This window comes from Mesorhizobium sp. M0701 (assembly GCF_040320365.1).
Taxonomy (GTDB): domain Bacteria; phylum Pseudomonadota; class Alphaproteobacteria; order Rhizobiales; family Rhizobiaceae; genus Mesorhizobium.
Map to the genome: position 1 here is coordinate 24,324 of NZ_JAMYPO010000026.1, position 19,027 is coordinate 43,350.

Below are 19,027 nucleotides of genomic sequence, written 5' to 3' on the forward strand. Positions count from 1 at the left end.
CTGAAGCCAACGCGTGATCTGCAGATGATGTCAAGCGCCTCTCCGCAAAGAGGTGACGCTTGATAGGCGGCTGCTTCCGTGCAAATGCTCCGGCATGCGAATTCTCCTCGTCGAAGACACGCGCGACGTTGGCGAGGCTATCAGCCGCCGCTTCGAAACGATCGGCCACGCAGTCGATTGGGAGACGGACGGCCGTGCTGCCGCAGAGATCCTCGATTTCACCTGCTACGATCTCGTCATCCTCGACGTCATGCTGCCCAGCCTCGACGGGTTCGAAATCGTTCGACGGCTCCGGCAGGCAAGGAATACGACCCCGGTTCTGATGTTGACGGCCCGTTCCGAGATAGAGGACCGCGTTGGCGCGCTTGATCTCGGCGCCGACGACTATCTGGTCAAACCGTTCGATTTCCGGGAATTGGAAGCGCGCGCCCGTGTTCTGCTCCGGCGGAAAAGCGGCGAGGCGACCAACATCGTACAGTGTGGCGATGTCGTGCTCGACCGCGGCAGCCGCTCAGTGCGAGTAGGCAGGCGCGAGGTGCAATTGAAACGACGCGAGATGACGTTGCTTGAGATACTGGCGTCGCGGCCAGGCCGCGTCTTCAGCAAAGATGAACTTATCGATCAGCTTTTCGGGTTTGACGAGCCGGCCAATCAGAACGCGATCGAACTTTATGTCGGGCGGCTGCGCAAGAAGCTGGAAGGCGCCAAGGCGCAGATCGTTACCGTGCGGGGCGTGGGATATCAGCTGGCTTCCGATGATACCGGCTGAGCCTTCCCTTTTCACGCGCCTGGCGGTCCGCATCTCGCTGGTGCTGGGCCTGGGTGCGGCTCTTCTGGTGAGTGCGGCGTCGTACTACGCACGTACCGCCGCCGATGACGCCTATGACCGGCTTCTGCTTGGTGCGGCCATCCAGATGGCAGACAGCCTTACGGTTGAATCCGGTTCGCTCATCATCAACCTGCCGGTATCAGCTTTTGAACTTCTGGGCCTCGCCAGCCGCGATCGCATCTTCTATCGCGTGATCGGCCCTTCCGGCGCGACGCTGACAGGTTATGCCGATCTGCAAACAGAAGTTGATCTGGCCGCAATACACGATGTCCCGGTATTGGAATCGGCGCATTATCGCGGCGAACCGGTTCGGATTGCGGTGGTGGCGCGCGCACTGTCCGATCCAGCCGTATCCGGTTGGGCGCATGTCATCGTTGGGCAGACCACGGAAGCCCGCCGCGCGCTCGCGGGTGAATTGACTCTCAGGGCGACCGTCCTCCTGGCGGTCATGAGCATATTGGCATTGGCTGGAGCGATGATTGCTATTCGCTATTCTCTGCAACCGGTCAAGCATCTCGGAGCGACGCTCCGCCGTCGCGATCCACAAGACCTGACGCCGGTAACGGTCGTCGTACCGAGAGAATTGCGGCCCTTCGTTACTTCCATCAATTATTTCATGAGTCGGCTCGACGAGCGCGTGAAACTCCTGCAGCGCTTCATCGCCGACGCGGCGCACCAGATCAGAACGCCGCTGACAGCGCTAACGGCGCAGCTCGATCTGTTGAGTCAAGCCAAGCTGGACAAGTCGAGCCGCCAGCATCTCGATCGCGTACAGCAGCGCGCCAGCGAACTTGCGCGCCTGACCAACCAGTTGCTCAGCCACGCCATGGTCATCCATCGTGCCGATTCCGTGCAGCTTCAGCCGCACGGTCTGGCAGATGTCGCACGGCGCGCTTTCCGTGCGGCGGTTCCGATAACTATCGATCCGGACATTATCGTCTCCTTCGAGGCGCCTGACGACGAGCCGGTCGTGCTTGCGGACGCCGTCAGCCTTCGCGAAGCGATCGTCAATATCATCGACAATGCCTTGCGTCATGGAGTGGTGTCGCGCCTTGAGGTCAGAGTACGCAGGGACGGTACGCGTGCCCATCTCGAGGTCGAAGATGACGGACCGGGCATTCCGCCGGGCGAGTGGGAGCGGGTCACGCAGCGCTTCGAAACGTCCAAATCTCATGACGGCAGCGCAGGTCTTGGTTTCGCCATCGCGTCGGAGGTTGCGGCGGCTCACGGTGGCGCGCTGACCTTTCGCGAGACAAGCAAGGATGGCGGGAAGGGCACGCAAGGGTTCACCGTCACCTTGACGTTGCCCATCGCCACGGAGAAGACCGGATGATAACGGGAACATTGCCGACATTCGGTTTGATGGCTGCCGTCCTCCTATGCATCGGTCACGCGGCAAGAGCTGCTGAAGGAAGCAGCGCATTTTTCCCTTCGTCTCAGCCGGAGAAGGACCGACTGTCGATCCACGCCGCGACCGATCTGGCGGCTATGGAACCACTGATCCGGGATTTTCAGTCCGTTTTCCCCAACGTGGCCGTCGAGTATGTTGAATATGTCACCAACGACTTGCAAAGGAGTGCCAGTGAAGCCTGTCGGACGGACGCGGTGCTGGGCGACATCTTGTTGTCTCCGTCGGTCGACCAACTCGTGAAGCTCGCCAATGACGGCTGCGCGGCGCCGCACGTGTCGGCCGAAACCGCGCATGTCGCCAATTGGGCAAACTGGCGCGACGAGGTATTCGGCTTTACCTACGAACCGGCCGTCTTCGTCTATAATGCCCGCCTCGTGCCGTCCGGCGACGTACCGCGCACCCACATCGAACTCGCCGATCTTCTCAGGCGGCGGATCGATTTTTATCGCGGACGGGTCGGAACGTTCGACATCCGACTTTCGGGCATCGGCTACCTATTGGCGTTCAGTGATGCGCGGCAGACGACGGCGGTCTACGGTCGGCTTCTGGAAAGCATGAGCCGAGCGGAAACTGTGGTGCGTTGTTGCACCGCGGAGACCCTTCAGGACGTTGCAAACGGGAGCCTGTATATAGGCTACAATATGATCGGGTCATATGCCTACGCCGCGGCCAGGGGCAATTCCGATTTGAGGGTCGTTGTCCCGCGGGACTATGCGCTGATACTCAGTCGTGGCGCGCTCATTCCGAAGACGGCGCCGAATATGGGCGTTGCCAAACGATTTCTCGACTACCTTCTGTCAGCCCGAGGACAGAAGGTTGCCAGGGATAGCGCCTTCTTCTTTGCCGAGAACGGGCAATTGCCTGAGGGAGCGGACGGCCCGGAAAAACTTGGGGAGTCTGGTATCGCGCGCGCCATACGCATCGGCCCTGCGTTACTTGCCGTACAGGACGAGGCGTTGCGCCGCCGCTTCATCGAGGATTGGAGCAAGTCCATGATCGATGCGCAGGGCCAGCGACCGTGACGCGTAGGATGCCGTCCCAAGATTTCAAAAATTCGGCAATACGTCGATGTGGCCGATCCGGCTGTCGTCGACAATCTGATCACGACCCATCGGGCCTAGTCGGCTGAGCAAACCTCGACATCGCCGTGACAGGTTGGTGACAGGTCAGGATGATACTCGCCTTTGTGCCTGGAGGAGTACGATTTAGGCGAACTTGGAGGAGACCCTAATGAAAAATCGTCTTGCGACGATGATGGCCGCGTTTTCGCTGTCAGCCGCTTTCGCGACGCTTGCCGCCGCTGCCGAGATCCCCGCCGGGTATCCGGACGACTACAAGGATCTGGTGGCCGCCGCCACCGCGGAAGGACACCTAAGCATCTATTCAACGACCGATGCGGCGCTGGTCCAGCCCTTGCTCAAGGACTTCGAAGCAGCGTTCCCCGGCATCGCCGTCGAATATTCCGACCTCAATTCCACCGAACTCTACAATCGCGTCATTGCCGAAACCGCTTCGGGCCAAGGCACGGCAGATGTCGCATGGTCTTCGGCTCCGGATCTGCAGATCAAACTTGCCTCAGACGGCTATGCGCAGGAATACAAATCCGTGGAGGCGGCCCACCTTCCGGCCTGGGCGTCCTACAAGGACATGGTCTATGGTACCACCGCCGACCCGGTGACTTTCGTCTACAACAAGCGTCTCGTGCCTGAAGGCGATGTTCCCGCAACCCACGCCGATCTTCTCAAGCTGATGACCGGGAAAACCGCAGAATATGATGGCAAGATCGCGTCCTACGATCCGGAAAAATCCGGTGTCGGCTTCTATTTCTACAACCAGGACGCCAAGAACTGGACCGATTCCTGGGCGCTTAACAAGGCTTTTGGCAAGGCCCATATCAAGCTCTACAGCTCCGCCGGCTCGATGATCGAGAAGGTCACGTCTGGCGAACATTCCATCGCCTATGGCATCTTCGGCTCATATGGCCTCGCCAAGCAGGCCAAGGACGAGAACCTCGGTGTGATAATCCCGAAGGACTATGTCCTGGTGACCACCCGCGCCACCGTCATTCCGGCGGAAGCCCAGGATCCCAATGCTGCGAAGCTATTCGTAGACTATCTGCTGTCGGCGCGCGCGCAGAAGCTGATCGCCGACGACATCAAGCTCTATGCCGTTCGTGATGACGTTGAAGGGGCAACCACGCTGGCGTCCATAAAGGCCGCCGCCGGTGAAAACGTTCACCCGATCGCGCTCGACGACGAGCTGCTCGAAGGTCTCGACGAGACGACACGGCTGGCGTTCCTCAACGAGTGGCAGAAAGCCATGAAGGGCGAGTAATCGCTTGATCGGGAGTGCCTCCACAGTCGGCTCTCTCACCCTTCTTGCTATTGAGAACCATCGGAACGGCGCGCTTGCGCTCTTGCTAGCGGACGGCCCCCGGCTTTGTTCGAGGCGATCATGCCCTTCCGTGTCTTTCGTGTCAGCACCAACCTCCTCGCCATCCTGGTGGTGCTGGCACCGGTCACCCTGATCATTTATCAGAGTTTTCTGTCCGCGCCTTTCTTCCAGAAAACCGCGCATCTGTCGCTGAACGCCTACAGCTTCATCCTCGCGGACGCGGATTTCTGGCTAGCGCTGACGACTTCGCTCAAGCTCGCGGTGGGCATGACGGTGATCGCAGTTCCGGTGGGAATCCTGCTGGCGTTCATCATCGTGCGCACCGACGTGCCGGGCAAGCGCTGGCTGGAGCCGATCATCCTGATCCCGGTTTTCATGTCGGCGGTGGTGCTGGCCTTCGGCTATGTGATGACACTGGGACCAGTCGGCTTCGTCTCGCTGGCGGTCAAGTCGATGATCGGCTACGTGCCCTGGAATGTCTATTCGGTGACATCGATCGCGATCATTGCCGGGCTCACCCATGTCCCACATGTCTATCTCTATGCATCGGCGGCGCTCCGCAACGTTGGCGCCGACCTCGAAGAGGCGGCACGCACCGCCGGCGCTGGCCCTTGGCGCGTCGCCGCCAGTGTGTCGCTGCCCATGGTGATGCCGGTGGTGCTCTATGCGGCGGTTCTGGTGTTCTTCCTCGGTTTCGAACTTTTCGGCCTGCCGCTGGTGCTTGGCGATCCGGAAGGCGTGCTGGTTCTCGCCACCTATCTCTACAAGCTCACCAACAAGCTCGGTGTTCCTTCCTATCAGTTGATGGCCGTAGTGGTGGTGGCGATCATCATGATCGCGCTGCCGCTGGTGGTGCTGCAGCGCTACATGCTGCGCAACGCCAGCCGCTATGTGTCCGTCAAAGGCAAGGGCAGTCGGCACAACCCCATCCGGCTGGGCGCTCTTCGCTGGCCGGCCTTCGCGCTTGTGGTGGCCTGGTTCGCGGCCACCGTGATCATACCGGTGGGCGGCGTCGCAATTCGTTCACTGGTGACAAGCTGGGGCGTCGGGGTGAATATCTTCCAGGTGCTGACGTTGGATCACTATCGCGATCTCGCTGACTATCCGAATGTCGTCAGCGCCATTGTCAACACGGTCGGCGTCGCGGTGGTCGGCGGCGCGGCTTCGATCGCGGCCTATACTGCCGTGGCACTCGCCGGTCATCGCTCGAGCGCACCCCTGACCAAAGTCGTCGACTACGTGGCCATGATACCGCGGGCGATGCCGGGCATTGTGGCTGGCCTCGCCATGCTGTGGATATTTCTGTTCTTCAAGCCGATCGCACCCCTGCGCGCCACGATGATCTCGGTATGGCTCGCCTATACCATTGTCTGGTTCGCCTATGGCATGCGGCTGATTTCCGGAACGCTCCTGCAGATCGGCAAGGAGCTCGAGGAAGCCGGCCGGTCAGTTGGTGCCAGCGAGGGCCAGGTTGCCAGGGACATCACCCTGCCGCTCATCCGCGGCGGCATGTTCTCGGCCTGGCTGTTGATCTTCCTGATCTTCGCCCGTGAATATTCGACGGGCGTCTATCTGCTCGGACCGGGAACCGAAGTGATCGGCTCGCTCATGGTTTCCCTTTGGGGCACCGGCGCGATCGATCTGGTCTCGGCTCTCGCCGTCATCAACACCGTCATCATCGTGACCGGTCTTGCCCTCGCGATGCGCTTTGGAGTCCGCCTCAATGACTGACATCGTCATAGACGGCCTGCGCCTCAGTTACGGCAACCTTGAAATCCTGAAAGGTGTGTCCTTCTCGGTCGAACCGGGTCAGATCGTCGCCTTGCTCGGCGCGTCCGGGTCCGGCAAGACGACGCTCTTGCGAGCGGTCGCCGGTCTGGAGACACCCAACAGCGGCAAGATACTGCTCGGTGACAAGCCGCTTTTCGATGCCGGGCAGAACATCAATCTGGCGCCGGAAACGCGCGGTCTCGGGCTGGTATTCCAGTCCTATGCGCTGTGGCCGCATCGGACGGTGTCCGAGAATGTGGGTTATCCCCTGAAGCTGCGCAAAGTATCCCAGGCAGATGTTGCGAGCCGCGTCCAGAAGGCTTTGGACAGCATCGGCCTCGGCAAACTGGGCGAGCGCTATCCGCATCAGCTCTCCGGCGGACAGCAGCAGCGCGTGGCGTTGGCCCGTGCGCTGGTCTACGAGCCGAACGTGATTCTGCTCGATGAGCCGCTCTCAAATCTGGACGCCAAGCTACGCGAAGAAGCGCGGATCTGGCTGCGCCGCCTCATCACCAATCTCGGGCTATCGGCGCTGTGCGTCACCCATGATCAGGTGGAAGCGATGGCGCTCGCCGACCGCATCCTGCTGCTCAACGGCGGCCAGATCGAACAGGACGGAACACCCAAGCAAATCTACAACAAGCCGGAGAGCCTGTTTGCAGCAGAGTTCATGGGTGCCAGCAATCGCCTTGACGGCGTGGTCACCGCCATCAACGGCAACCGTGCGGAAATTGTCGCCAACGGCATCCATCTTGTGGGCAGCGCCCAGCAGGAGCTGACCGTCGGCGCCAAAGTCACCGCACTCGTCCGGCTTGAGCGGGTGACGTGGTCCGGGGAGGACGGCCCTGGACGTATCGCCATGACCTGCGTCGAGAGCCTTTTCCTTGGCGATCGGCATGAAGTCATTTTCGAAAGCAATGACCTGACCATCCGGACCTATTCCCGGGACGCCCTTCCGTCCGGCCAATACTATGTCGAGTTCCCCTTCGAGGATCTGATGGTCTTCGCGGCGGAATGAACTTCGGCTTCACCACGAAGAGGATCATTCTTGCCAACGGCATAAACATCCTCGAGCGGCTGACCTGCCACGGGCAATTTCCTCCATCTGAGATTAAAGTCCGGCCTCGATTGAAGGGCGGACTGATGAAGAGAATGCGGTTTACGGAAGAGCTGATCATCGCGGTCCTGCGTGAGCATGAGGCGGGGCAAAAACGGGCGACCTGGCGCGCAAGCATGGGATCTGCGAGGCGGTTAGCCTTACACACGTGTTGAACGCGTGTTCGCTTGCGCATCACCGGGTATCAAAGCTAATGAAACCCGGAGAGGACTTGGCTGCTTCTGCAGGTGAAAAGTGCTGACTTTCTCATGGTTCTATCTCGCGTCGTGCCTGCTTGCGCTTATAGCGCTCGTCGCCGTTCTCGAACTCGGACTGCTTCCGGCACTGCTTTCGGGCCTTCTCGTGTTCAACATCGTTCATTTCGCCGCACCGATGCTCCATCGAATCGGCGTCTCCAACAGCCTGACGAAAAGCCTTGCGCTGACCTTGGTGGCATTGATCTTCACGCTCCTGATAGCCGCCGCTATCTTTAGCGGCATGTCGCAATTGACTGGCGGTTCGGAGAACGTCGTGACGCTCCTCAAGAAGATGGCCGAGATCATCGATACCGCGCGCGTCCATCTCCCGACCTGGGCGATGGCCTATTTTCCATCAAACATCGAGGAACTGGAAGTCTTCGCGGCCCGGTGGCTCCGCGAACATGCCGGCCAGCTTCAACTCGTTGGGCGGGATGTTGGCGTCCTGGTGGTCCACATTGTCGTCGGCATGGTGATCGGCGGCTTGATCGCGGTGAGCTCGGCGGCGCCATCGCGCGAGCCCGGCCCACTGGCGGTCGCGCTGGCGGATCGTGTCAACATTCTGAGCAAGGCCTTTCGCAACATCGTGTTCTCGCAAATCCGGATTTCGGCGTTGAATACGTTTCTGACGGCGGTCTATCTCGTCGCTGTTCTGCCGTCCTTCGGCATCGATCTGCCATTCATCAGGACAATGATAGCGCTGACTTTCGTCGCCGGCCTTCTGCCGGTCATCGGCAATCTGATCTCCAACACGGTGATCGTGGTTGTCAGCCTCAGCATCTCCTTCCTTGCAGCGCTCGGCTCGCTTGCTTTTCTCATCATCATTCACAAGCTCGAATACTTCGTAAACGCCAAGATCATCGGTTCGCGGATCAATGCGCGTGCCTGGGAGCTTCTTCTGGCGATGGTTTTCATGGAAGCCTGGTTCGGTATGCCGGGTCTTGTCGCCGCGCCGATCTATTATGCCTATCTGAAGGCTGAACTGACGATGCGCGGGCTAATCTAGGGTTAGGGCAGGTGGCGATTTGACGACGCAAGCAAGGTTGCTGGGAAACCGCGCAAATTTGGCCGCTGAACAGCACCATCTTGGTTAGTGAACCCTCAGGAGTTTCGTGACCGATTTGAAGGTTTAATAGCACGCCCCCTGCAAAGACATTAGACAGCGCTAAAACGTAAATTGTCCGGAGGCATGTAATCTGCTACTGTTTGATCACCGACAAACGGCTCTGGAAAGCCGTGCGTCGGACGTCATGCACAAGATCAACTCAAACCGGAGAACGGCCATGAAACGGCTTCTGACGGTCGCTGCCCTTTTGGCGGCAGGCAGTTTGGTTACGATGCAAGGCGCAGCCGCCGACGACGCTGCGATGATCAAGAGCGCTGAATCTGCTGCACCCCCTGCCGTGGCAAGCGGCGCTGCGGTCTACGCCGCGGATGAAAAGGGCGCCATGCGCACCCTGCGCGAGGGCAAGAACGGCTTCTGGTGCATGCCAGACAGCCCGTCCACGCCCGGCCCGGACCCAATGTGCGGCGATGCCAACGCGATGGAATGGGCGATGGCATGGATGGAAAAGAAGGAACCGCCCAAGGGCAAGGTCGGCTTCATGTACATGCTGTCCGGCGGTACCGATGGCAGCAACACCGATCCCTATGCGACGAAGCCCGAGGAAGGCAACAATTGGATAGAGACCGGCCCGCATGTGATGATCGTCAACGCAATGGACATGATGCAGGGCTATCCGACGGACCCCAAGCCTGACACATCCAAGCCCTATGTGATGTGGCCGGGCACTCCATACGCACATCTCATGATCCCGGTTAAGTAGCTGAAACGGAGTCACGCGGGCGCAAACGCTTGTTTGGCCCGCGCTTGTCCTGATAATTACAAACGCTTGCGGCGTCCGTGACCTTCAATCGAGAGTCTCGGCGGTCGGTAACGTGTTGGCCTGATCTCCCATCACTTTTCCGGCAAACGGAAAATTTCGTGACAGCTCGAACGGTGGCGGCCCTGCAACACGAACAAATTCGTATACTCGTCAGAAAGTGCATAGTCTTTGATGACCGTCGTCGCGGGAGGAGTTCGCCTTGAACCGAACTATCCGAATGATCGCCACAGTTGCGCTGTGGAGCGTGCCATTATCCGGCCAGGCGCTTGCGCATGCTCGATTGGTCGAGGCTACTCCAGAGATCAATAGCACCATTGCCGCTCCGCCCACTGAGATTCGACTGCGCTTTAGCGAACCCATTGAGGCTCGATTCTCGGGCATCGATCTGTCGGGGCCGGATGGTGCGAAGATCACCACGGAGATCGCGGTGCAGGATAAGGACATGGTGGCACCTGTATCAAGGTCCCTTGCGCCGGGTGTTTATCAAGTTGATTGGCACGTGCTGTCAGCAGACGGGCACAAGGTGAAGGGCAATTTCAAATTTGAAGTCAGACCGTAGAAATGGACGTTGATGGCACTCTGGCCTTCGCCCGGTGGGTCTACTTCCTCTCAGTGATGATTCTATTCGGGTCGGCACTCTTCCCTTTCTATGCGCTAGACAGAACCGCGGCTCCCGCGCTTGCGCCTCTACCCCGTAACATCAATCCTGCCCTCGCACTTGCGGCCGCAATCTTCGCGGCAATTTGGCTGCTGTGCTTTACGGCCGGGCTCTCCGGACGCGAGGGTATGGTTGACACCTTGCACGGCGTTCTCATGGAAAGCGACTTCGGAACTGTTTGGTTTGTTCGCCTTTCGCTCGTTCTCCTGCTCCTGGTGATCAGCTTCTCGGGGCGGCCCGAATTGGTCGTCGGGCCGGCTTTCTTGCTACTGACCTGTGAGGGTTGGCAGGGCCACGCGGCGGCGTTGGGCCTTCTAGCCTCACTGACTCAAGCTCTCCATGTTGCAAGTGCCGGGGCGTGGATAGGTGGCCTCCTGCCCCTCGGCCTGCTAATCGCGGCAGCGCAGCGGCATCCATCCGAAGTCGCAGGCGTGGAAACCGTCCTGTGGCGCTTCTCCCGCTTTGGTATGGTGGCGGTTGCGCTCATTTTTTTTACGGGCGCTATGACCACTTGGCTAATGCTTGGCTCGTTCCCCGATCCGCGCAACAGCTACGGTCGAATTCTCCTGTTCAAGATCAGCCTATTCGTCGCGATGGTCGGTTTGGCGGTCTACAATCGATACGCCCTGGTCAGCCGCATGAAGTCCGAACCGGCCAAAAGTTTGGGAACATTGTCTCGCAACGTTGCGCTGGAGCAGATCATTGGGTTTGGGGTGCTTATGGATGTAAGCGCGCTGGGGCTTATGGATCCGTACGCGTGACGCGCTGACTTTGCAATTATCGGCTGGCAACCGTTTCTGCAATTCGCGATCGACACTCACCTCTATCCGCTTGGCGCACAGAGTGGCTGGCCGGTCTGGCTGCCGATCTCAACCAACGTTAGGACGTGTGGAGCGCGGATATATGCCTGCGACCTAGACACGATTCCATGCGTAAACGAGTAACTGCCAGCCCCAGCCGGCTAGCGTTCATCGCTCCTTTGATCCCCACCCTGGTGGAGAAGCCTCCCGAGGGCCGAGGGAATGGACATACAAGTTCGACGGCTATCGCGGGTCTTCAATGCGGACCGCGTCGGAGAATAACTGGCGAATGATACTACGGGGCGACGGCGCAGCCGCCGACAGTCGGATGCAGGTCGATCTCGTCGCAGCCGCTGGGCCCGCTAAATGGCACTCTTGACTAACGTGCCAGAGGGTCCATTTTTTGACCCTGCGGTGTGCTGATGTCGAAGCCCCTCTTTATCCCGGCGTTCGCTGCTATATGCCTGAGATCGCCGCTGGTGCGTGCCGATAGTGTCGATCTGGCGTTGGAAGCTTTTCACGGTATTTGTCTTGCCCATGGACCTGACTTCGAACGAACCGTCGCTGCGGCCAGGAGACGCGGATGAACTCCGTTGTCCGGCGACGCAGCACTTGCCCCCGTCGGTGACGTAGACGCCTTCCAGGGCTGGGAGGCGACCGGTGACGACCTCCCGGCCAAAACCATGATCGCGGTGACAAAAGCCACTTGAATGGCAAGTCCGTGCAAACTTGCTCCATAAAGCTATTCGATGTCGAGCGCGCGCCATTCGAGGAGCGTTTCTTCGCCCGGACGGATGCCGAAACAATCGGCGAGGACAGAAACGGAATGCAAGTTTCCAAACTCTACATATTGACAGCCGGCAATCGCAAGCAGCTTGTCCATTTGACGTTCCCGAGGTCCCGGATCACATCGAACACGGTCATTGCAAGCTCGATCGCCGACGACTAGGGCGGATCAGCTGGTGTTATCTGCACGGGACGCGGGGCTTTTTGCGTTTGCAAGGAACTCGCGATAGGAATGCTCTGAATCGATCAGGAGCGGGAAATTGAGCGATCGGCAAAAGATCATCTGGATGATAGTGCTGGCAATCCTTGCTGGTATCGCGGTGATCATGCTCAAACATTGGCTGAAGGGCGACCTTGGGTAGCTGCCTCCTTAAGTGAAACAACACAGCCCTGATCGATCAAGGTGGTATGGGCTTTGGCCCGTCCCATTTCGGCCTGCTTGCAATGGCAGGTGTCCTGCCTGATTCGGAATCGACGAGGGAAATGTGAGCGAAAAATGCAACTGACAGGCATGGTATCCGGCGCGGCGCTGTTGCTCGCTTCCACCGCGGCAGCGAACGCCCATCCGCATGTCTTTGCCGAAGCGAAGCTGGACCTCACCGTCGGTCCAGACAGGACGGTCAAGTCGCTTCGGCATCTCTGGCGTTTCGACGACCTCTTTTCCAGCACTGTGCTGATGGAATTCGACAAGAATTCCGACCTTGTCCTTGATGCGAAGGAACTCGATGAAGTCGCTCTCACCGTCCATGCGTCGTTGGCCGAGTACAACTACTTTCAGATGGTGACCTTGAACGGCAAGGACGTGACGATGGCGCCACCGCCGAAGTTCAGCGTCAGCTATGAAAACGATCAACTCGTCGTCCAGTTCGAAACGCAGCCGAAGGACCCGTTGGCCCTTGCTGGAAAAGTCAGTATCGGTGTCTACGATCCGACCTTCTACACGGCAATCGATTTTACCGACGACGACAAGCTTGCGGTGGCCGGTCTGCCGCAAGGCTGCTCACGTTCCGTCGTCCGTCCAGATCCGGACACGGCCATCGCGCAGAACCAGAAGAGCCTGACAGACGCGTTCTTCAGTGATCCGACGGGGACCGATCTCGGCAAGATTTTCGCGACGCGCCTCGAATTGACGTGCGGCTGACCCGGAGCCGGTTCGATGGCCATGTTCCAGACGCTGGTCGAGTTCCAACGCACGATCTACTTGGCACTGGCCGAGCAGATCAAACTGCTTGCGGCCGGCGGCGGTTGGCTGGCCTTCACGGCCTTTCTGCCCATGGGCATTCTGTTTGGCGCGGCGCATGCGCTGACGCCGGGCCATAGCAAAGCCGTGCTGGCCACTTATCTCGCCGGATCGGATGCCAGCGTCCGGCGTGGGCTTCTGGTGTCGCTGACACTTTCCTTCACGCATGTAACGATTGCCGTGCTGATCGCGGCGCTCTCGTTGCCGTTGGTATCGATTGCCCTGGGCAGTGTTGGCCGCGCCCCGCTGCTGGAAGACGTCAGTCGGGGCCTGCTTGGCCTGATCGGCATTTGGATGCTCTGGCGCGCATTGAGCCACGGCCATCACCACAAGCATGAGGGCGAGGCCGTCGGCGTCATGGCCGGCCTGATCCCATGCCCGCTGACGCTTTTCGTGATGACCTTTGCGATATCCAGAGGCGTTCCGGTCGCCGGCATTCTTTTCGCAATCACCATGATGGCTGGCGTGGCGCTGACGCTGTCTTGCGTTGCGGTGCTGTCGATCCTGTTTCGTGAACGTCTGGTGCATTTTTTCGATAGCCGGCCACGCCTGTTCGATGCCATTTCCCGAGCCATTGAGGGCGCTGCCGGCTTGGCTCTTGCCGGCGTAGCCGTTTGGCAGATCACGTCGGGCTGAAATGCCGTGAACCAGATCGAGCGGTGGATCAAGACCCGTTTACCTGAAGGTCAGCCGTGTCTTCGTCGCGGCGCAAACCTTCGACGTGCATCTGCGCTCGTCGGTGGAACAGACGGATAGGTGACGCCCGACGCTCGAAGTGGCGCCGGGCGACCCTGTATGCGCTAGATCATACGCTTGATGTCGATGTAGTCGCCTTCAGTCTGGATCGTCAGGGTCACGTCGCTGCCACCGCGGTTGCGCCAGAACCAACCGTGATTTCCATCGAAGGCGGCTTCAATGGCACCTTCGTCAGCTGGAACGCTGCGACCCTTTTCGTAGCTTATGGACTGACCGCCGCCATCGCCGTGCGTCTCGAAATTCACCACGCCACCGTCAGCTGTCCAGGAAAAGTTTGCCTTGGCGCCCTGCCGCATCACGAGCTTGACTTCGGCACCCTGGCCTGGCGCCAACGTGAAGGATAGCTCGTCTTGCCTTCCATCTGGCTGGATCGGGCCTTCCGAGGTTGCTTCGGTGGCAGGCGCTGTAGCAATGGCCGGAGCCTCGGCAGGAGCGATCTCTCCAACTGTCACATTGTCTTGGGCAACGGCCTCCCCAGTTGGGGATGGCTGCGACGCGGGTTGTTCGGCGGTAAGGGCGACGAGGAGGTTTTCAATTCGCTCCATGCGCGCCATCAACTCGGCTGGAGGGACCATTTGCGTCATCCGCTCGGCCGAAGCCTTCGCGCTGGCCATTTCGTCCGCTGCCGCCTCAGCTGCCAGCTGTGTCTTGATTTCACCCATTCTGGTGAGGCCGAGCAATCTGCCTGCTCCAGTCGGATCGATCGCATACTCGGACGGCATGACGACCGTGACGAGCAAGGCGAGCGCCGTCAGCGCGGCAATCATGGTGGAGCGCTTCAGCTGCGCTGACGTCGGCAAATCGGCGCGGCTGGGAAGGTCGGTGTTGTACATAATTTCGATTCCTTATCCTGCGACAAACAGGCCGGTGAGCTGATATCCGATCAGCAGGAAACCAGCCGTCATCATGATGACGTTTGCGGTATAGGCATTGCGCCAGAAGCTTCGTGTCCGGCGCCAGTAGCCCATCACGATCAGGATGGCGCCGAGGGCCATGAGTTGGCCGATCTCGACACCGACATTGAAGGCCAGCAGGTTCGGCACAAGGCCGTCAGGCGAGATGTTGTATTCGATGATCTTCGTCGACAGGCCAAAACCGTGGAAGAAGCCGAAGACCAGCGTCGCGACCTTGGTGTTCGGCTGGAAGCCGAGCCATCTTTGGAAAGCGCCCATATTGTCGAGCGCCTTGTAAACCACGGACAGGCCGATGATGGCGTCGATGATGTAGCTGTTGATGCCGACGTTGAAGTAGACGCCAAGCAGCATGGTCGTGGAGTGGCCGAGCGCAAACAGGCTGACATAGATGCCGATATGCTTCATCCGGTAGAGGAAGAAGATCACGCCGAACAGGAACAGGATGTGGTCGTATCCGGTCACCATGTGCTTGGCGCCGAGATAGATGAAGGGCAGCACGTTGATGCCCGAGATTTCCTGGATGTAGCCCTTGTCGCCGGCAGCGACGGCATGGGCAAACGCTGCTCCGGTCAGCAGCGGCAGGGTCAGCAGAGCGATAAGCAGGGGCAGGGCGGGCCGCCGACGCGCGTGGCGCGAACGTGACCGACCCCGGTCGAAGGGTCCTTGCATAGAATTTCCAATCTTCATCGTTGAGGGTGGCCGCGCGAGCGGCCGCGATCATGCGGCGAGGAATGGTCTGGGCGGTCGCTCCAGCGGAAATGTCGTGCCCGGATCGACGAAAATCGGCGGATAATTCAGCCAGCCGCGCTCGACCTGTGGAACCGTCGGTGCGAAGTCGGAGGGCGTACTCGCCGTCTCGTGCGAGTGGTCTGCCGCATTGTGCCCGTGAAAATGGTCAGAGCTCTGCTCGCCCGAAACGCCATCATCGTGTGCGTGGCCATGATCTTCGATCTGCGCGGCGGCTCCGCCGTGACGTTCAACCGCGGTGGCAATCGCGATCGGATCGTGTGAGGTCGAATAGCCGAAAGGACGCAGCACACCGAACATCACCGCTAAAGCGATGACCAGACAAAAAACTGTGCGGTGGATCCGATTCGGCATGAACGGCGATTAGCGATTATTCTCTAAAATCCTAACAAATGGTTTTTGCTACATCAGAATCGAGGCCTCTTTGAGGCTTGCATATCCCCTCCAGGAGGATAGTATCTGGATATGAGCGGTCAGCCCCACATCCACGAAACCCATCCCGATATCGTCAAGCGCCTGAAAAGGGCCGATGGACATCTCAAGGGCGTCATCGAAATGATCGAAGCGGGCCGGCCCTGCCTCGACCTCGCCCAGCAGCTTCATGCTGTCGAGAAGGCCATTTCGCAAGCCAAGAAGACCCTGATCCAGGATCATCTCAACCATTGCCTTGAAGACGTTGTCGGGCCGCTGGCGCGCGAGCAGCGCCGCTCGATCGACGAGTTCAAGGACATCACCAAGTACCTGTGAGCAGCGCCATGATGGACAAAGTTCGCGATTGGTTCGGGTTTGGCCCGATGACGCATGGCATGGGGGGCCACGGACATGATCACGGTGATAGTGGCCATGGCCACACACACGGCGTCATCGATCCGACGATCGCCACGACGACGCGCGGCATCTGGGCGATCAAATGGTCGTTCGTCGTTCTGGCCATCACGGCAGCGCTTCAGCTCGTGGTCGTGTTCCTCTCCGGCAGCGTGGCGCTGCTGGCCGACACGATCCACAATGTCGGCGACGCGGTCACTGCCATCCCGCTGTGGATCGCCTTCATGCTGGTCCGCCGCAAACCGAGCAAGACGTTCACCTACGGCTTGGGCCGGGTCGAGGATCTGGCTGGGATCGTCATCGTTCTCATCATCCTGTTCAGTGCCATCGTCGCTGGCTATGAGGCGATCGACAGGCTGATCAATCCGCGTCCCATCACGTTTCTTGGCTGGGTCGCCATCGCCGGCCTCATAGGCTTCATCGGCAATGAAGCGGTCGCCGTATTTCGTATCCGCGTCGGCCGCGAGATCAACAGCGCGGCGCTGATCGCGGACGGCTACCATGCACGCACCGATGGCTTTACCAGCCTGGCGGTTGTCCTGGGCGCTATCGGCGTCTGGCTGGGCTTTCCGCTTGCCGATCCGATCGTCGGGCTGCTGATCACCGTGGCGATCTTCGCCATCGTCTGGCAGTCGTCGAAAGCCGTGTTGACCCGCATGCTCGATGGTGTCGAGCCCGGCATCATCGATGAAATCCATCATGCCGCCGAACACGTGTCCGGCATTGGGCGCGTTGAAAGCGTGCAGGCGCGCTGGATCGGACATCGTCTGCATGCCGATGTCGCCGTCAGTGTACCGGAGACGGCGACGGCCAAGGACGTACTGGGCGTAACCGAAGCCCTCAAGCAGGAGCTGTTCGCCCACTTGCCGGCGTTGGCGGAAGCCAATGTCCGCCTGGTGAGCCCGGCCGGGCCGGCCGTCACTGGCGCAGAAACATTTCATGCTCACCATCATGCGCCGGAGCCCTTCAAGGTCGCCTGCGATCTGGCTGAAGGGACATTGGAAATCGTCGACACGCCGGCCGGCGAGCGGATGCGGCTGACTATCGATCGGCACGCTGACGATCTGACGGCGACGGTGATCATCGATCGACCCGAAGGGCCAGAGACGCTTCGCCTCGAGCCCGCCGCCGACAACCATCATCGGCTTGAGAGCACCGTCGCCCCTGCCGAGCCGCATGAGTTCCAGGCGAGGTTGGTCCTGGCCGCGAAAGGTCGCGAGCAGGTGCTGCCGTTCAAGATGGTCGAGCCGGAAGGTCACCATCACTGAGACAGGCAGGCCGTTCGCGCCAGTTCTCGACGAACCGTCATCCGCTGCAAGAAGACAAATATGCTTCAGGTCCTGGCCAATCGCACATACCGTCATCTCTTCCTGGCCCAGGTCATCGCCCTGATCGGCACCGGCCTTGCCACCGTGGCGCTCGGGCTGCTGGCCTATGATCTTGCCGGCGCCGATGCCGGCGCGGTGCTCGGCACGGCGCTCGCCATCAAGATGATCGCCTATGTCGGCGTGGCGCCTGTCGCCGCTGCGTTCGCCGAGCGGCTGCCACGCCGCACCATGCTGGTTTCGCTCGACCTCATCCGGGCTGCGGTCGCGGTGTTCCTGCCCTTCGTTACCGAAGTCTGGCAGGTATATCTTCTCATCTTCGTCCTGCAGTCGGCGTCGGCAGGCTTCACTCCGGCCTTCCAGGCCTCGATCCCTGACGTGCTGCCCGAGGAGAAGGACTACACGCGGGCCCTGTCGCTGTCGCGACTGGCCTACGACCTGGAAAGCGTCGTCAGTCCCATGCTGGCGGCGGCGCTGCTTTCCGTCATCAGCTTCCACGGCCTGTTCGCCGGTACGGTTGTCGGCTTCCTGGCGTCCGCGGCGCTGGTCGTCTCCGTGGTGCTGCCCAGCCCGCAAGCCTCGGAGCCGCGCGGCATTTATGAGCGCACGACGCGCGGAATCCGCATCTATCTGGCGACGCCGCGATTGCGCGGGCTGCTGGCCCTTAACGTTGCCGTCGCGGCGGCAAGCGCGATGGTGATCGTCAACACGGTCGTCCTGGTGCAGGCGCAGTTCGGCCTCTCGCAAAGCGACACGGCGCTGGCGCTCGCAGCCTTCGGCGGCGGATCGATGATTGCAGCCCTTGCCCTGCCGCGGCTGCTGGAGAACGTCCCGGACCGGGTTGCGATGCTCTCGGGCGCCGCGATCCTGGTCGCGGGCGTGCTGGTGGGACCGCTCGCCGGCAGCTACTATCTGCTGCTGCCGCTCTGGTTCGTGCTGGGGCTCGGCTATTCGCTAGCGCAGACGCCTTCGGGCCGATTGATCAGGCGTTCCGCCGATGCCGTCGACCGGCCCGCTCTGTTTGCTGCCCAATTCGCGCTTTCGCATGCCTGCTGGTTGATCACCTATCCCATTGCCGGCCGCGTCGGTGCGGCGATGGGATTGCCCTTCACCTTCATTCTGCTCGGCATCATTGGCGCCGCAGCCCTGCTTGCCGCGATCTGGCTCTGGCCGAAACACGATCCCGACGTGCTTGTACATACGCATGTCGATCTGCCTGAGGACGACCGGCATATCGGCGACGCAGTATGGTCGGAAGCGGGCTATGAGCATTCGCATGGCTATGTCGTCGATGATCGCCACCCGAAATGGCCCAGGGCAAGCTGAGAGCTCG

At 60.2% G+C, this 19,027-nt stretch carries 19 protein-coding genes; 15 read left to right on the forward strand and 4 right to left on the reverse strand.

Translation table 11 applies throughout. The features are described 5' to 3' along the window. Positions 1–94 precede the first annotated feature (94 nt). The 10 genes from NKI24_RS22505 to copD all read left to right on the forward strand — a co-directional run bounded on the left by NKI24_RS22505 (position 95) and on the right by copD (position 11,062). Positions 95–769: a response regulator transcription factor gene (locus NKI24_RS22505; RefSeq protein ID WP_023722098.1), complete on the forward strand. Its 675-nt coding sequence runs from the start codon at positions 95–97 to the stop codon at positions 767–769. After that, positions 756–2,162: a sensor histidine kinase gene (locus tag NKI24_RS22510; protein ID WP_352466306.1), complete on the forward strand. Its 1,407-nt coding sequence runs from the start codon at positions 756–758 to the stop codon at positions 2,160–2,162. Before NKI24_RS22505 ends, NKI24_RS22510 begins: the two co-directional genes overlap by 14 nt. Next, entirely contained in the window at positions 2,159–3,262 is a 1,104-nt protein-coding gene (locus NKI24_RS22515) for an ABC transporter substrate-binding protein (RefSeq protein WP_352452015.1), read from the forward strand. The genes NKI24_RS22510 and NKI24_RS22515 overlap by 4 nt, the downstream gene beginning before the upstream one ends. Positions 3,263–3,470: 208 nt before the next feature. Continuing rightward, positions 3,471–4,574 (forward strand): ABC transporter substrate-binding protein, encoded by a 1,104-nt coding sequence (locus tag NKI24_RS22520; protein WP_352452016.1) that lies wholly within the window; start codon positions 3,471–3,473, stop codon positions 4,572–4,574. A gap of 120 nt (positions 4,575–4,694) precedes the next feature. Continuing rightward, positions 4,695–6,365 (forward strand): ABC transporter permease, encoded by a 1,671-nt coding sequence (locus tag NKI24_RS22525; RefSeq protein ID WP_352452017.1) that lies wholly within the window; start codon positions 4,695–4,697, stop codon positions 6,363–6,365. Next, the gene (locus NKI24_RS22530; protein WP_352466307.1) at positions 6,358–7,422 is read left to right on the forward strand and encodes an ABC transporter ATP-binding protein; all 1,065 of its coding nucleotides are present in this window, start codon (positions 6,358–6,360) and stop codon (positions 7,420–7,422) included. The genes NKI24_RS22525 and NKI24_RS22530 overlap by 8 nt, the downstream gene beginning before the upstream one ends. A gap of 333 nt (positions 7,423–7,755) precedes the next feature. After that, positions 7,756–8,763 carry an AI-2E family transporter gene (locus NKI24_RS22535; RefSeq protein WP_352515811.1) on the forward strand — a complete coding sequence of 336 codons (1,008 nt, stop codon included), beginning with the start codon at positions 7,756–7,758 and terminating at the stop codon, positions 8,761–8,763. A 244-nt stretch (positions 8,764–9,007) separates the two neighbouring features. Beyond that, positions 9,008–9,583, forward strand: a complete 576-nt coding sequence (locus NKI24_RS22540; protein ID WP_352508359.1) for a hypothetical protein — start codon at positions 9,008–9,010, stop codon at positions 9,581–9,583. Positions 9,584–9,860: 277 nt separating this feature from the next. Further along, positions 9,861–10,202, forward strand: coding sequence for a copper homeostasis periplasmic binding protein CopC (gene copC, locus NKI24_RS22545; RefSeq protein WP_352590747.1), 342 nt, complete (start codon positions 9,861–9,863; stop codon positions 10,200–10,202). Between the two features lie 2 nt (positions 10,203–10,204). Then, entirely contained in the window at positions 10,205–11,062 is an 858-nt protein-coding gene (gene copD, locus NKI24_RS22550) for a copper homeostasis membrane protein CopD (RefSeq protein ID WP_352452022.1), read from the forward strand. Between the two features lie 781 nt (positions 11,063–11,843). Here copD and NKI24_RS22555 read toward each other — a convergent pair. Then, positions 11,844–11,984, reverse strand: coding sequence for a hypothetical protein (locus tag NKI24_RS22555; protein ID WP_352452023.1), 141 nt, complete (start codon positions 11,982–11,984; stop codon positions 11,844–11,846). A 399-nt stretch (positions 11,985–12,383) separates the two neighbouring features. Between NKI24_RS22555 and NKI24_RS22560 the strand changes: the two genes are divergently transcribed. Continuing rightward, complete coding sequence (locus NKI24_RS22560) at positions 12,384–13,028, forward strand: DUF1007 family protein (RefSeq protein ID WP_502898301.1); 645 nt, start codon at positions 12,384–12,386, stop codon at positions 13,026–13,028. Positions 13,029–13,049: 21 nt separating this feature from the next. After that, positions 13,050–13,763: a HoxN/HupN/NixA family nickel/cobalt transporter gene (locus NKI24_RS22565; protein WP_352452073.1), complete on the forward strand. Its 714-nt coding sequence runs from the start codon at positions 13,050–13,052 to the stop codon at positions 13,761–13,763. A 164-nt stretch (positions 13,764–13,927) separates the two neighbouring features. On the opposite strand, the gene NKI24_RS22570 is transcribed toward NKI24_RS22565, so the two are convergent. From NKI24_RS22570 to NKI24_RS22580, 3 genes are read right to left on the reverse strand one after another with little or no spacing between them, the layout of a single operon-like run. Continuing rightward, complete coding sequence (locus NKI24_RS22570) at positions 13,928–14,716, reverse strand: hypothetical protein (RefSeq protein ID WP_352748366.1); 789 nt, start codon at positions 14,714–14,716, stop codon at positions 13,928–13,930. A gap of 12 nt (positions 14,717–14,728) precedes the next feature. Next, positions 14,729–15,466, reverse strand: coding sequence for a HupE/UreJ family protein (locus NKI24_RS22575; protein ID WP_352748369.1), 738 nt, complete (start codon positions 15,464–15,466; stop codon positions 14,729–14,731). Positions 15,467–15,514: 48 nt separating this feature from the next. Beyond that, positions 15,515–15,898, reverse strand: a complete 384-nt coding sequence (locus NKI24_RS22580; RefSeq protein ID WP_352748372.1) for a hypothetical protein — start codon at positions 15,896–15,898, stop codon at positions 15,515–15,517. Between the two features lie 111 nt (positions 15,899–16,009). Between NKI24_RS22580 and NKI24_RS22585 the strand changes: the two genes are divergently transcribed. Genes NKI24_RS22585 through NKI24_RS22595 form a run of 3 tightly spaced genes read left to right on the forward strand, consistent with a single transcriptional unit; the run spans position 16,010 to position 19,020 of the window. After that, complete coding sequence (locus tag NKI24_RS22585) at positions 16,010–16,291, forward strand: metal-sensing transcriptional repressor (protein WP_352748375.1); 282 nt, start codon at positions 16,010–16,012, stop codon at positions 16,289–16,291. Positions 16,292–16,299: 8 nt separating this feature from the next. Continuing rightward, a complete protein-coding gene (locus NKI24_RS22590; protein ID WP_352748378.1) occupies positions 16,300–17,637 on the forward strand; it encodes a cation diffusion facilitator family transporter in 1,338 nt (445 codons plus the stop codon). A gap of 60 nt (positions 17,638–17,697) precedes the next feature. Next, entirely contained in the window at positions 17,698–19,020 is a 1,323-nt protein-coding gene (locus tag NKI24_RS22595; RefSeq protein ID WP_352452029.1) for an MFS transporter, read from the forward strand. The last annotated feature ends 7 nt before the right edge of the window (positions 19,021–19,027 follow it).